The sequence below is a fragment of the Bradyrhizobium genomosp. III genome, assembly GCF_000261705.1.
Classification (GTDB): Bacteria; Pseudomonadota; Alphaproteobacteria; order Rhizobiales; family Xanthobacteraceae; genus Bradyrhizobium; species Bradyrhizobium ottawaense.
The window spans coordinates 42347-53687 of record NZ_AJQF01000400.1 but is presented as its reverse complement, the minus strand read 5'-3'; the positions used below and the strand labels follow the sequence as shown (position 1 = coordinate 53687).

9 protein-coding genes and 1 tRNA gene are annotated in these 11341 nt (G+C 60.0%); 4 read left to right on the top strand and 6 right to left on the bottom strand.

The window, feature by feature from the left end; all coding sequences use genetic code 11:
• Positions 1–228: 228 nt before the first annotated feature.
• Positions 229–882 carry a histidine phosphotransferase ChpT gene (chpT, locus tag IC66_RS0132540; RefSeq protein WP_026202749.1) on the bottom strand — a complete coding sequence of 218 codons (654 nt, stop codon included), beginning with the start codon at positions 880–882 and terminating at the stop codon, positions 229–231.
• Between the two features lie 227 nt (positions 883–1109).
• On the opposite strand from chpT, the gene IC66_RS0132535 reads away from it, so the two are divergent.
• Positions 1110–1892 carry a 3'(2'),5'-bisphosphate nucleotidase CysQ family protein gene (locus tag IC66_RS0132535; protein ID WP_049806701.1) on the top strand — a complete coding sequence of 261 codons (783 nt, stop codon included), beginning with the start codon at positions 1110–1112 and terminating at the stop codon, positions 1890–1892.
• A 6-nt stretch (positions 1893–1898) separates the two neighbouring features.
• On the opposite strand, the gene IC66_RS0132530 is transcribed toward IC66_RS0132535, so the two are convergent.
• A complete protein-coding gene (locus IC66_RS0132530) occupies positions 1899–2384 on the bottom strand; it encodes a YHS domain-containing (seleno)protein (RefSeq protein ID WP_038950462.1) in 486 nt (161 codons plus the stop codon).
• 139 nt (positions 2385–2523) lie between these two features.
• On the opposite strand from IC66_RS0132530, the gene IC66_RS0132525 reads away from it, so the two are divergent.
• The 3 genes from IC66_RS0132525 to IC66_RS0132515 all read left to right on the top strand — a co-directional run bounded on the left by IC66_RS0132525 (position 2524) and on the right by IC66_RS0132515 (position 4779).
• Positions 2524–3129 (top strand): DUF1134 domain-containing protein, encoded by a 606-nt coding sequence (locus IC66_RS0132525; RefSeq protein WP_018322430.1) that lies wholly within the window; start codon positions 2524–2526, stop codon positions 3127–3129.
• A gap of 121 nt (positions 3130–3250) precedes the next feature.
• The gene (locus IC66_RS0132520) at positions 3251–4543 is read left to right on the top strand and encodes a hypothetical protein (RefSeq protein ID WP_028144013.1); all 1293 of its coding nucleotides are present in this window, start codon (positions 3251–3253) and stop codon (positions 4541–4543) included.
• A 161-nt stretch (positions 4544–4704) separates the two neighbouring features.
• Positions 4705–4779 (top strand) — tRNA-Val (locus IC66_RS0132515).
• 1775 nt (positions 4780–6554) lie between these two features.
• Here IC66_RS0132515 and IC66_RS0132505 read toward each other — a convergent pair.
• The 4 genes from IC66_RS0132505 to IC66_RS46580 all read right to left on the bottom strand — a co-directional run bounded on the left by IC66_RS0132505 (position 6555) and on the right by IC66_RS46580 (position 11313).
• Positions 6555–6959 (bottom strand): hypothetical protein, encoded by a 405-nt coding sequence (locus tag IC66_RS0132505; protein ID WP_244429202.1) that lies wholly within the window; start codon positions 6957–6959, stop codon positions 6555–6557.
• Between the two features lie 678 nt (positions 6960–7637).
• A complete protein-coding gene (locus tag IC66_RS0132500; protein ID WP_157158133.1) occupies positions 7638–9101 on the bottom strand; it encodes a hypothetical protein in 1464 nt (487 codons plus the stop codon).
• A 243-nt stretch (positions 9102–9344) separates the two neighbouring features.
• Entirely contained in the window at positions 9345–11054 is a 1710-nt protein-coding gene (locus tag IC66_RS0132490; protein WP_049806700.1) for a S8 family peptidase, read from the bottom strand.
• Between the two features lie 10 nt (positions 11055–11064).
• On the bottom strand, positions 11065–11313 hold the full coding sequence (locus IC66_RS46580) for a hypothetical protein (protein ID WP_157158132.1): 249 nt from the start codon (positions 11311–11313) through the stop codon (positions 11065–11067).
• Between the last annotated feature and the right edge of the window lie 28 nt (positions 11314–11341).

The window sequence follows — 11341 nt, the reverse complement described above, 5'->3', positions numbered from 1 at the left end:
CTCCGTCAAAAACTCCCGCAACAGATCATCCATGAAAACAGGCCTTCATACAGGGCGGGCACGCACGAATTGTGATGCGCCTATTCGGAATGGGGCCAGCTTCACCGCAAAGCGTTTAATATTGGTTGAGTATGTGCAAAAGAACGGAACCAACAAAGAGATAAGGCGCTCCGGACAAGCCGAAGCGCCTCGTAAAGTTTTGATTAAGATGCCGAGCGCTGCGCGCGTTTACGAAGCGGTAATGATGATGGCTTCGCCTTCCGGCTTGAGCGTCACGGTGAGCCCGCAGGCCTGCGCCAGCAGCCGCGTATAATAAGGCTGGATCGCATGCGCATCCGCGGCAGGGCCGCGCTCGCCGCTCAAGAGCTCGGAGATGTTCTGCGGCAGGCGCGCATTATGTCCGGTCGCGGTGATGCGAAAGCTCATCGTTTCGCCCTCGCCGATCGGGTCGATCGTCAGCATGCCGCCGCGCGGGATCGTGTGCTGGGACACGACCAGCATGTTGAGCAGCAGCTTGACGCGATTCTTCGGCAGCAGGAGCCGGGGCAGATTCCAGGTGATCGAGCACTTGCCATCCTCGATGTGGCCGCGCGCCATGGTCTGGGCATCGCCGAGATCGATTTGCGCCCCGGACGAGCCGGCGGCGCCGAAGGCGAGACGGCAGAACTGCAGCCGGGCGGAGGCGGTCTTGGCGCTCTTGCGAATCAGGTCGAGCGCGAATTCGCGGTCTTCCGGCTTGGGATCGTCGTCGAGCACTTCGAGCCCGTTGACGATGGCGCCGACGGGGCTGATGAGATCGTGACAGACCCGCGAGCACAGCAGCGCTGCGAGTTCGAGCATATCGGGAGCAGTAGCAGTCGCGGGCGACGAGGCGTCAGACATATAAAGGGGTCCTGGAGGGTTCCTGAAATTGCACGGCGGACGCCGCGAATCACGCATGCTTGACGGATGCTTCGGGTTCTAACATTCGCCAGCCCGTGGCAGCTAGCTTGCGATAGGTTCGAAGCGGCCATAAAGGGGCTGCGGGCGAATCAACTGAGGGGGCGAGACTTGCTGACGAATGAGGCACACAGGTGAGGATCATCGACGCCGAGGCCGCATCCCGGTTGATGGAGCCGCTCACCGCGCTGGTGGTGAAGGCGGGCGAGGCGATCCTCAGCGTCAACCGGGCGGCGATGCGGATCGACGGCAAGCAGGACGGCTCGCCGGTAACTGAGGCGGATCTCGCCGCCGACCACATCATCGCGGACGGCCTGGCCCAGCTTGCGGGCGACGTTCCGACCCTTTCGGAAGAGCGGACCCCGCTCGCCTCGCCCTCGTTTGATGGCAGCTTCTTCCTGATCGACCCGCTCGACGGCACCAAGGAGTTCGTCGCCGGTCGCGACGAGTTCACCGTCAATCTCGCTTTGGTGACATCGGGCGAGCCGCTGCTGGGCATCGTCAGCGCGCCTGCGCTCGGCCTGCTCTGGCGCGGCATCGTCGGCCGCGGCGCCGAGCGCGTGAGCTTTGACGGCGCTACCATCGGCGTGGCCGAGCCGATCCACACCCGCAAGCTGCCTGCGCAAGGCGAGCCCTGGATCGCGGCGGTGAGCCGCTCGCACGGCGATCCCAGGAGCGAAGCGTTCATCGACAGCAGGCCCAACGCCGTCAGACGGACCGTCGGCTCGGCCGTGAAATTCGGCCGGATCGCGGAAGGCAGCGCCGACATCTACCCCCGGTTCGGGCCCACCTGCGAATGGGACGTCGGGGCCGGCTCTGCGGTCGTAACCGCGGCCGGCGGCAAGGTGACCGACGGCAAGGGCGGCGAGCTCCGCTTCGGCGAACGGCACGCCAGCGGCTTCATCATCCCGGAGTTCATCGCCTGGGGCGACCCGCAGGCGGCAAGACTCTGAAGGCTGCTACTGACCGAGCTTGTCCTGAAGGGCCGGCCAGCGCTTGCCCACCTCATAGAGGAACCGCTCGGGATTGGCGGCGAAGGCGTCGCGGTTGGCTTCCCGGCTGAACAGATAGAGCCGCTGCGTCACGATCGCGAAGAAACGGGGATTGCCGGCGACGGTCACCCCGCGGGCGATGTCGGCGGGGTCGTAGCCGCCGAATTGCGGTCCATAGATTTCGGGATGGGCCAGGAAGGAGGCGCGGTTGCCCTCGTTGCGGAAGCGCCAGACCGCGCCCCAGAGGTTCGCCTCGAACTCCGCCGTGCCCTGCATGGCCGCCCCCCCGACGAAATAGGCGACGGGATCGAACCCTTCGATGGCGACGCCGGTGAAGCGGTTGACGACGACCCGCTCGGTGGTGGCAGCCCCGGCCGGCGTGACCGGGCCGGTGAGCCATACGCCCGACAGCAGGCAGACGAGGAGGCCGATCAAGGCAATTCCGGGGCGCAAAGGGCTATCTTCCTGCCGTTGTGCCGTCATAGTTGCTGCGGATAACATCCGAGTCGAGGGGACATCCGGCGCAACCTAGAGCCTCGCCTGTTGGCGTCAGGTTAAGGAAGCGACCGGTTTCGGTACCAGGGGTTCTTTTATGACTTTCGCATCACGCCTTGCTGCGCTCGCGCTTGCCGCGATGGTCGGCTGGATCGTGCCGGCCTCCGCCCAGCAGGCGCCGCCGCCCAATCTGCCGCCGCCGCAGCGGACCCCGACGCCCAGCACCTATGGGCCGGACGAGCTCGTCGGCGCCGGACACCGCTTCTTCGGCAACGTCTCGCGCGGGCTCGCCTCGATCATCGAGAAAGCGATCAGCCAATGGGGTCTGCCCAACGGCTATATCCTGGGTGAGGAAGGTTCCGGCGCGTTCGTCGCCGGCCTGCGCTACGGCGAAGGCACGCTCTACACCAAGAATGCCGGGGATCTGCGCGTCTACTGGCAGGGCCCCTCGCTCGGCTTCGACTGGGGCGGCGACGGCGCGCGCACCATGACGCTGGTCTATAACCTGCCCGCCACCAACGCGATCTACCAGCGCTTCGCCGGCCTCGACGGCTCGGCCTACATCATCGGCGGCTTCGGCATGACGGCGCTCACCGCCAACAACATCGTGCTGGTGCCGATCCGCTCCGGGCTCGGCCTCAGGCTCGGCGCCAATATCGGCTACCTCAAATACACGCCGCGTGCGACCTGGAACCCATTCTAGGGTTTTCCTCTCCCATCGGGCTTACGGATCAAGGTTAACGACAGGCCGGGGCTGGCTTTTTGCCGGGTCGCCATGGCATGGTCGTTGGTGAATTTTTCCTTAAGCTTGGGAGTTCTGCCCCATGGTCGAACCGATCATGTACCTGGCGATCGGTTTCCTGCTTTCGATGCTGTGCGGGCTCGCGATCGTGCCGCTGGTGCATAACCGCGCCGTGCGCCTGACCACGCGCCGGCTGGAGGCCGCAACGCCGCTGTCGATGGCCGAGATCCAGGCCGACAAGGACCAGCTCCGCGCTGAATTCGCCATGTCGGCGCGGCGGCTCGAGATGAGCGTCGATCAGCTCAAGAACAAGACCACCAGCCAGCTCGCCGAGCTCGGCAAGAAGAGCGACGCCATCAACCGCATGAAGATCGAGCTTGGCGAGAAGAACGCCACGATCTTCGCGCTGGAGGCGCGCGAAAAGGCGGTGAAGGAGCAGCTCCGCGCCACCGAAGAGGAATTCAACGCCAAGACCGAAGCCCTGCGCGCCGCCGAGAACGCGCTGACCGACAAGCAGAACGAGCTCGCCAAGATCAACTCCGAACTGTCCGACCGCTCGATGATGGCGGAGAGCCGCCAGGTCGAGCTGGTCGCGGTGCGCGCCCAGATCGAGGAATTGAAGAACCGCGTCGGCGATGCCGAGAAGGAATTTGCCGCCACGCAAGCCCGCCTCGCCCAGGAGCGCACCGAATCCGAGACCGCCTCGCGCGAGCTCGGCGATGCCCGCGGCCGGGTCGAGAATCTGAGCCAGCGCGTCACCGAGCTCGATCGCCAGCTGATCGGACAGGTGAAGGAAGCCGAGATGCTGTCGAGCCGCGTCGCCGACCTCGAGGGACGGCTCGCCACGCAGGGCAAGCTGCTCGCCGAGCGCGACTATGAGAACAACCAGCTCCGCCAGGCCAATGAAGGCGCCGAACGCACCGTCAAGGAGCTGCGCGTCGAGATCGCGGCCTTGAGCGGCGGCAAGTCGTCGGCCGCCATGGAAGCGCTGCGCGCGGAAAAGACCGCGCTGGAGGAACAGCTGCGCACCGCCCGCGACGAGCGCGCCAAACTCCAGCGCGACATCAACGCGATCCAGCAGCAGGCGGAAAGCTCCTGGGCGACCGAGCGCATGGAGAACGCGCTGCTCCGCGAGCGCATCAACGACATCGCCGCCGAGGTGGCAAAACTCGCGATGCAGCTTGAAGGCCCGAACTCCCCGATCGAGGCGTTGCTGGCGGCCGAGGCCGGCCAGCCGCCGAAGCCGGCGCCGCGCCCGGCCAACGACGCCGCGACCAATGGCGCGCCGAGCCTGCCCGAAGGCGGCGGAACGCTGGCCGAGCGCATCCGGGCGCTGCAGGCCCACGCCTCCCGGGCCCGCCAGCAGGGCGCGTAAGCAGCCCGAAATCCGGTCTCCCTTGCGAATTGCGCGACCGGGCCAAGGTTTTCCGCCCCCCGCGGCGCCTGGAAACTTGACACCTTAAGCCCGCACTTCTAAATCGCGGGCTCCGATGCGCCGGCCGGCCTAACAGGTCCGGCCGTCTGCATGATGGTCCCGGGCGCATAGCTCAGCGGGAGAGCGTTCCCTTCACACGGGAGAGGTCCAAGGTTCGATCCCTTGTGCGCCCACCACCAAAACCCCTTGTTTTATAGGGTTTTCTGCAAAATCCCCTTCGGTTCCAATGTGCGTTTCGATACGTCTTAGGGCGTCAAAACGCGAACGGATACGCCCAAAATCCGCCCAGTGATATCGGCGATGCCAAGAATTTGTTCTCTTTTCGATCGTCTGTTGCAAGAGCAAATTCGAGCGTCCTTTCTTGACCATCCAGCGCTCAGAGCGGGCGCACAGTGAGGCCGGGTCAGGAGGCCGAACAGCGATCTGCGACGCGCGCGCAAACTCGAATCCCGTCACGGCACGCCTTACCCCGCACCCCGCCGAGAGGAGGTCCCCTGGGAGCTAGAACTACTAGCGACGGGTAGATCCGGCCGATCAAGAGGCCAATGGGTATGGCTGGGCTCACGCGTCGAAAACGCGCCCTCTAACGCCGAAAGCGAAGCGGTACCCATGACGTCGGCACGACGATGTACGAGACTTTCACCGGCTGGGCGGTTGCGAAGCGGGACGGTTGTGGAAGGACCAAAGCTTGGCGGCGGAAGCGTTGCGAATGGACACGTCAAGGAACCGGTCGCGGCTGACGCGCTATCCGCAACTCGCGATCAAGACCGTGCTCCTTACGCTTCGTTGCTGCGCCGACGAACCCGGCTAGCGAGGATGACATTCAGCCGGTCTAATTATGCAGCGTGCCCTACATCGATGTAGCGTCGATCTCGATGCTGCATCGGACGAATAGCGCAAGCAAGTGAATGGGTTAAGGGGAACGCATGTAGGGCGTGTATGGTTTTGTAGAGATCCGCCTTCCCTGACTCTTTCAGGTACAGGACGCTGAAATAAATAACCTTCTCATGTGTGCGTATAGCTTTATCCCTACATACCTACATGTTGAGACACTAAAGACATGAAAAATCGAAACAAAACGTCGATGTAGCGAGTCGACCAACTCTTCATCTTCACTACATCCCTACATTGAACCTAAACCAGACCGATGTCCTGACTAATGGTGGAGTTCGGTGGAACTGAGCTGCGTGCGCGCCCAAGCGGCGTTGTAAGACGGACGGCCTCGCGAAAGGTCACGGATTCGGCAGCGATGATCGACGGATGATCAAAGCTAAGTACGATCGTAGTGTGGACCATGCGAGCACCGGCTTTGTTGTTAGGCGCCTCAATCCTTCCCGCGAGTAATCTTGTGCAGTGGATGGCGCGTCCGGCGAACCGAGCCAGTGAGATGCTAGATGCACGCGCCATCTGTGCAATCTTGCCCGAACAAAACCTCGGTTGGGTCGTCTAGCGAGACTATAACGTGAGCTGACCATCGCATTGTTCAGCGATGAACCAATCGCGCCCCCTCCAATTATCGCCGGTGACCAAAGTCTGGCTCTCGCTGACGAAGGCGGTCTTCCGCGCCCGTCGAGATTACCCGTTCCCAAAAGCGGCGCACTCCTCGTCGCCGATGTGCTCGCCATCTTGCATCGCGCGGTGCGAATGCGGGCGATCGTCGCTGCGCTCGGACCCACTCCCTTGATGCTCGATTGATTGCCTACAGTGGGCCGAGTCCCTCCCAACCCCACCCCTCACGGCGGCCACGACCACCGCCCCCACGCAGCGAAGGCTCTGGCACGCCCGCTTTCAAAGACAGAGTGGACCAAGCAAAAACGCACTAGAGGCAGAGCCGCTGATCTGATCTGACGACCCTGACACCTGACAACCATCCGTCCAACCGTGACGGTGTCAACAGGCTGCACGCAATCAGCGGACATGTCCGGTAATGCTTCTACGCTCAGAGGGGTCCTCAGATTTCGCAGCCGGCCAAATTCAATGCCTTGCGCAAGCCACCAAACGCCTTAAGCCGACAGGGCTCGGTATCGCTCGCGGCCTTTGAATGCTCGAAAATGGCAGTTCGCTTGATAGCGGTTGCCTTTGGCTTGGGGCGTGCAGCCGCAGCGATCTTCTTCGAATTGTACCGATGACCTGCGATCGGCCTCGGAGGCTCCGACGAACCGATACTGATGTCTTCTGGTGGAGCGATGCGTTCTTCGACCAAAGCAGCCTGTGTCGGCGCCTCGCTGCTCACAGCGACAACTTCAAGGCGATCGGCCTTCGCCAATGCGCCGTGTGAAGCAGAAATGCCTGCGCTTAGCTCGGCAAGCGGCTGGACGATCGCGATTGCGCCGCGCGGTGGAGCTCTCAGCTCCATCGCTGACAGTACTCCTACACTCAATAGGATGAGGAGGCCCAACAACGCCATTCTCAGCATAATGTGCCTCTAACCTGAGTTAGTGTCGCTGAAAATTCTCCGCTCCAATAAGGCAACTTGTCGGTGGCTGCCGACCTACGTACAAATCATTTGCTGACAGGGTTAACGTAGGCGATGCTCCCAACACGTATTGAGAAAGCCGCGGCCCACGTCGGTTTGCGTGCGCAGACCGTACCTGGTTCAGGTCGCGGCATATGGCTTGTTACTGCCCCAAGCCGGCGCCGCAGACTATGCAACCAACGTCTGCTTTCCGGATCAAGCCGGACCAAAGCAAAGCCTAGACATCGTTGGCTTGATCGCGAACTAAGCCACAGCGGGTCCCTCCTTGACCCCACCCCCATACGGCACAAACGCGCCCCGAAAACGCACTAGCTGCGGATTTCAAAATCTGGGTTGACACGGTTGACAGGTTGACACCCCAAGATCCTCCCTCGTGGACAGGTCGCCCCCTCAGAAGGAGCTGCGCCTCGTGGCTCCCTGCTTTTCAGCAAGAGGACCAGCATCCTCGTCTCCGCCGAGACGAGGGGTATCAGGAAGAATGCGCCATTGCTTTGGCCGTTGGGGAGCTTACCGCGAGCGGCGCTTCAAAAAGCGCCGCATCCGATAGCTTAATGACATTTACCCCTCGACTGGTTTTGCCCCTTGCAAGAGCGAAAGCGGCTTCCGATCGCCAAGCGGCGTCGCACGCTCGCTGGCTATGTTGGATGACAGGAAGAAGGAGAGCATAAGAAAGAATCCAAGGACCGACTGATGCCAAAAATAACCTCGAATTTCACCTGAGACGCATTCGTAGGCAAGCTGACAAACGTTGAGCAGCATAGCCGACGCCAGACACAGAATTGCATAACTAAGCCAGCGTGTTCGAAAGTCCTTGCACCAAATCCAGATGGCTAGGGCCATGGCAGGAACTATCGCAGGGATAAAAACGTCCGCCCAGATTTTCACATCTTCAAATGAGATGAGATCATGACTGAGCTCACCAATGGATCGGCGCGCTACAAACAGTGCGTCAAACAGGAAATTCACGAGGCTCGCAAACAAGAATAGGATCCCGAAAACGACTGCGAAACTTTGCAGGACAGTTTCGCCACCGAACTGGTGGCGCCGGCTCGGATAGAGCCACATTCCCAAGGCAAAAGGCACCACAAACGCTAGCGTTTGTTGCGCAAGAGTCAGCGCGAGTATCCCTCTAAACTGAGCCAGAGGCCACTCCACAAAGAAAAAACCTCCATTGGCAGGACCGGCTCTGAACCACGGCGCCGCCAACGGCACCAACAAAACGTAAGCGATGCAGAGCGCGAGATAAACGACGAGCGCCGCTCCAACAAGGACGGGGGAAGCCCCGGAAGGAATTGGATTGTCCACTGAAACTGTTTCATAGACTTTGATCCTGCCTAACGTCTGGGCGATCGCTCGCTCTAACCCTGTCTTCCGTGTATATTCGCTGCTAAAGAACAATATCTGATAGGCAAGCTTAGTCTCGTCGTCCGAATGGATTAGCTCTGGCGGCAAAGGCGCATCAACCCCAAATTGATCCTCCAATTTTTCTTCTGCTTCTCTATCACCAAACCTCTTCAGCGCGAGCCGTGCCGCCTCAAGGCCAGCCTTATCGGCGCGGGATTCAATGCCGGTCGCCGGAACTATGAAGTCTCGGACCAATTCCAATGGTTTTCGGACATAGGGCGCGAAGGATAGCGCAGCCGCCATCAACACAAATAGAGGGCTAAGATAGTCAGGTATAGCACGCATAAGGTCGGCAGCAGCCGCCTTATACTTATCGCCGGCAAGGTCCGCTAAGTACGGGATGACGAATGCTTTGGCCTGTTCGACAAACGGCGACGCTTCTACGGCGAGCAAAAAGACAAGAACACTGATCGGGCAGGCAATAAGCCCCGCAATCGTACGAAATCTTCGCTCCGATACGAGGGCATCTAATTCAAAAAACGATGAAGGACGGTCGGCTAACTTTAATAGCGGACGTTTTTTGAGCAGGTTTACCTGCAAAAGTAAAATTATCAGCCCGGCAACAAATGATATTGCCCAGTGAATCCCAATTTCGGTGTACATCCGCGGATCGGTCATCACACCCACCACTTTCGCTAGCTGCATTTTCCGTTTGGACACGGCGTCGATGCGGCGGATTTGACCGTCATCGTTACCATCGCAAATGACACGAGCGAAATCGCGCCGGCCAAGAACATGAAACGAAGGAATTTGAACGCCATGCTAGTTCTCCTTTCCCATCGACAACTTGAATGACCAATTCTTCGCAAATTTACCGCCTGAGCGTGCCGCAGCCTGCTTCTGGGACTAACAAGGTCAGATCTAGAGTGGCGCATTGGCGGCTGGATTTGCTCCTAGTTTTTGCATCTGAGAAAGGACCGCACCGACAATCGCATCAATATCTGGCGACACGCCGCTTTGTCCCACTGTCGAAGCGCCAGCAAGGAACGTGCTTCCAATTGCTGGTATGCCGGCGCCACCGTGCATGCGATCTAGACCAACGGAATTCGCGCCGTCGATAAGGACTTGAAACATGCGGTCAACGCGCGCTGCGTCGCGCGGCATGCTTGCGATCGCCGGATGATGAGCGGCGATAAGCGCGAGAAGGCCCGTGATATGGGGCGCCGCCATCGACGTCCCGTCCCATGCCGCGTACCCCCCTCCAGGGACGGACGAAATCACCGCAACGCCGGGCGCGCACAGCTTGATCTCGGGGCCGAAGCAACTGAATCTAGGTGCGAATATTCCATTAGCGCCAACAAGGCCAGGCAACACGCTCGGCTCTGTCTGTTGATGGTAAGTATCGCCGGGAAAGTTACCGGCCTGTCCGATTGCAGAAACCGATAAGACATTTGGAACCAGCGCCGGAAATTGGACCGGCCCGCCCGAGTTGCCGGCTGCGACCACAACGGCGACGCCCGCCTGCCGAGCTTTGTTCAGCCATAACCTCACTAACTCTGAGCCTTGGTCACAACCAAGACTGCAGTTAACGACGTCAATTTGATTGTCGATGCAATATTTGAGGCCCCTGATCAGCACGTCGAACCGGCCACCCGGAAACAATTTGAGAATATGAACTTCCGCTTCTGGCGCAAAACCACGCATGCCATCTACGCCGCTGCCGGTAATAACACCGGCGCAGTGCGTTCCATGTGAAAGCGTATCGATTTGCCAATTCCGCGCCTGTCCGAGATCGTCGAGCTTTGGATCGGTCAAATCGAGCCCTTTGGTAATATGGGTGAGCACAGGATGAGTATTGTCGCACCCTGAATCGATGATGGCGACACGGGCACCCTTGCCCGAATATCGTTGCATCGTTTCCAGGTCTAACCCCATTAGCCGCTCTCCCCATCCGATGAAGGGATTTCCAGGAAAATGCGACTGAGGAAATGCCGAAAGAGATTCCAGCGAAACGATGTTGTCGACATCGGGGACTAGCGCGGGGTGCGCGATAAATTTTTCCCAGAAATCAGAGAACGGCTTTACGTAAATCGCTTCAACTCCGATCAGGCTTGAAGCGTAGATCGCCAGCACAACCTTCCCTTCGACGTCGGTCTCACCCTGGACGGGAAATCCGTGCCCGTAGGCGATAACCTGCGCGCGAGGGATCGGTTGACCATTGTTGCCGAGCACCTTGACCGAGAATCTGATAGTCGGAGCGGGCGCGACCACCGTTGCACCCGTCGGGCCAGCGAAATTCGGAGCGAAACACCCCAGGTGGCGCAATTCCCAATTCCGCTCCATGATGATTTGCTTGGTCGACGTTGCTCTCAACGCCATCGCATTTTCCCAACTCATCTCGGCAACGACAACCTCGCCAGCTACCGGCTCGCGACCGGCGGCCATGACATCCAGACCAGAATCGTGAATCCGATCAATTATTCGGACACCGTCGATCTTCTCGAGCGTATTGCCGATAGCCTGGACGCTTAGCGGACTCAATTCGCCGTCAAAGTTCGCCGCGAACAAGAACTGGAATTGGCGCTGAGAAACTTCAACTGTCGTACGTCTGCTGGCATCCGATTCTGACATTTGTCTAGTCCTATGCATTCGATGTTTGCACTAACCGGGGGGTGCCGTTTGGCTCCAGAAAGAAGCGGTCGTCCAACAGATCCTTGACAGCGCCGACTGAGTGGGACGGAATTTCCAGAACTGCTACGCAAGTGTCGGCTTGAACCGATGCCTGAAGTCCCGGGACAGATGTCGTGATGGTTTTGACGAGGTCGTCGATTTCTTCCGGAGAAACGTCGGAGTCCAGCGATCCTAAAATGTACGAATGTTTTTCGATCACGGGTGCAAATCGCCCTTCAGCATCCGGC

Excerpts from the sequence above, each read along its gene's own strand:
- chpT (WP_026202749.1), bottom strand. The coding sequence starts at position 882 with ATGTCTGACGCCTCGTCGCCCGCGACTGCTACTGCTCCCGATATGCTC.
- IC66_RS0132535 (WP_049806701.1), top strand. The coding sequence starts at position 1,110 with ATGGAGCCGCTCACCGCGCTGGTGGTGAAGGCGGGCGAGGCGATCCTC.
- IC66_RS0132525 (WP_018322430.1), top strand. The coding sequence starts at position 2,524 with ATGACTTTCGCATCACGCCTTGCTGCGCTCGCGCTTGCCGCGATGGTC.
- IC66_RS0132520 (WP_028144013.1), top strand. The coding sequence starts at position 3,251 with ATGGTCGAACCGATCATGTACCTGGCGATCGGTTTCCTGCTTTCGATG.
- IC66_RS0132505 (WP_244429202.1), bottom strand. The coding sequence starts at position 6,959 with ATGGAGCTGAGAGCTCCACCGCGCGGCGCAATCGCGATCGTCCAGCCG.
- IC66_RS0132500 (WP_157158133.1), bottom strand. The coding sequence starts at position 9,101 with ATGACCGATCCGCGGATGTACACCGAAATTGGGATTCACTGGGCAATA.
- IC66_RS0132490 (WP_049806700.1), bottom strand. The coding sequence starts at position 11,054 with ATGTCAGAATCGGATGCCAGCAGACGTACGACAGTTGAAGTTTCTCAG.